Origin of the sequence: Mycobacterium sp. (assembly GCF_049280035.1) — a bacterium.
In the GTDB taxonomy this organism is placed as follows: Bacteria; Actinomycetota; Actinomycetes; order Mycobacteriales; family Mycobacteriaceae; genus Mycobacterium.
Genome location: NZ_JBAPPI010000537.1, coordinates 1 through 1878, shown reverse-complemented (window position 1 = coordinate 1878; position 1878 = coordinate 1). Strand labels below are relative to the sequence as shown.

Annotated in this window: 2 protein-coding genes and 1 pseudogene; 1 reads left to right on the top strand and 2 read right to left on the bottom strand. The window is 67.5% G+C overall.

Translation table 11 applies throughout. The features are described from left to right. Positions 1-247: pseudogene (locus WAN71_RS17480) on the bottom strand (acyl-CoA dehydrogenase); the annotation flags it as partial. A 52-nt stretch (positions 248-299) separates the two neighbouring features. Continuing rightward, the gene (locus WAN71_RS17475) at positions 300-1505 is read right to left on the bottom strand and encodes an acyl-CoA dehydrogenase family protein (protein WP_422226538.1); all 1206 of its coding nucleotides are present in this window, start codon (positions 1503-1505) and stop codon (positions 300-302) included. 112 nt (positions 1506-1617) lie between these two features. Between WAN71_RS17475 and WAN71_RS17470 the strand changes: the two genes are divergently transcribed. Next, the coding region (locus tag WAN71_RS17470) for an aldehyde dehydrogenase family protein (protein ID WP_422226537.1) at positions 1618-1878 on the top strand (261 nt) is incomplete at its 3' end.

Below are 1878 nucleotides of genomic sequence, written 5' to 3'. Positions count from 1 at the left end.
CGGCCAACATGACGCGATCTAGGCAGTCAGTCAGCGCCAGCGACCGGCCCTGGGCGCGGAACAGCAGCTCGCACGCCTCGACGGGATACTCGGCTTCGATGTCCGACCAGCCCAGCTCGGCCAGACGCGGACCGATCGCCACGTGTTCCGCCGAGTCGGACTTGCCTGCCAGTTCCTCGAAGAGACGGAACACCGCTTCCTCGACCATCGGCCACGATTCGTCGGTTGGCTGACCTTCCTTGGTCATGGGCGGCGCTCCTCCTCGGGCCGCCAAGGGGCCCGCATCGTCGCTGCGCGGCTCATCTCTTCTCCTTGGGCAACCCGAGGAGGTGGTCGGCGATGATGCCGCGCTGCACTTCGGCGGTGCCGCCCATGATCGTGGCCGCGCGCGAGTACCACCACTCGGCACGGGCGGTGTTCAGCGCTGCGCCGCCGCGACCGGTTCCGGCGATCATCTGCTCCCTGCCGATTTCGAGGACCAGGTCGTTCACCTCCTTTTCAGCCCGGCCGAACAGGAGTTTGTCGACGCTGCTGTCCGCGCCGACCGATTCGCCCGCGGCCAGCCGCCGCACGGTCGTGGCAGTCCGGGCCTGCGCGGCAACCACGTCGACATAGACCCGGGCGAAGCGCCGGCGTTGCGCGTCGGTGGCACCCGCGATCACCATGTCTTCCCGCAGCCGGCTCAGCTCGCTGAGCACCTTGTTCAGCACGGCGTAGCCGTACATTCCGCGTTCGTACTGCATGAGGTGCATCGCCACCGCCCAGCCGCCGTCGACGTCGCCGATCACCCGTTCGCGGTCGACCCGAACGTCGTCGAAGAACACTTCGGCCAGCTCGCGGCGGCCACTTGCCAGGGCGATCGGCCGGATTGTGACTCCCGGCGCGTCGGCGTCGACCATGAGCATCGTTAGCCCTCGGTGGCGGCTTTCGGGCGTACCGGTACGTACCAGCGCGAGCAGCCGGGTGGCCGTCGGCCCCTGGCTGGTCCAGATCTTCTGGCCGTTGACGACGAAGCCGCCGTCGCCATCGGCGACTGCGCGGGTGCGCAGCGTGGCCAGGTCGCTGCCGGACTCCGGCTCGGAGAAGCTCTGGCCCCACCATTCGGCGCCGGACAGGTAGCCGGGCAGATAGGCCGCGGCCAGGCGTGGAGCGAATCTGAGCAAGGCGGGGCCCAGGGTCTCCAACGTCCAGTGTTGCGCCGGTATCGGCAGCATCGCGTAGCCGAGTTCCTCGTAATACACTGCGCGGTGGATTTCGTTTCCGCCGAGACCCCCTGCCGCCTCCGGCCAGCCATACCGGTTCCAGCCGTCGGCGTGTAGCCGCGCCATCACCTGGGCGTCGTGTGCCAGGCCGTCTTCGGCGCTGGTGAACGCCGCCGAGCGCCACTCCTGAGCCGGTTCGAGGTCACGAAGGTAGCGGCGGAAGTCCTGGCGGTAGGACGCGACGTCGGATACGTAGTCGAGTCGGCCACTACCATCAATGGCGCTGTCGACAGGGGCGGACAACCGACCCCCCTTCATGGGTGCCCGGACCCGGGCGCATGCCAGAATCCGCTAAACAGTTAGCTATAAGAGGTTACAATAACCCACGCCGACACTTCAGTGAGAGGGATCGCCAATGACGGCTTCACCCATCGCCGCCGCCACCGTCAACTTCAACCCCGAGACCAGGCTATTCGTCGACGGCCGGCTGCGGGACTCATCGACCGGGAAGACCGTCGACAACGTGAACCCGACCAACGAAGAAGTGCTGGGGTCCGCCACCGACGCGAGTGCCGAGGACATGCAGGAGGCCATCGCCGCCGCCCGCCGCGCCTTCGACACCACCGACTGGTCGACCAACCACGAGTTCCGTCAACGCTGCCTGATGCAGTTGCAC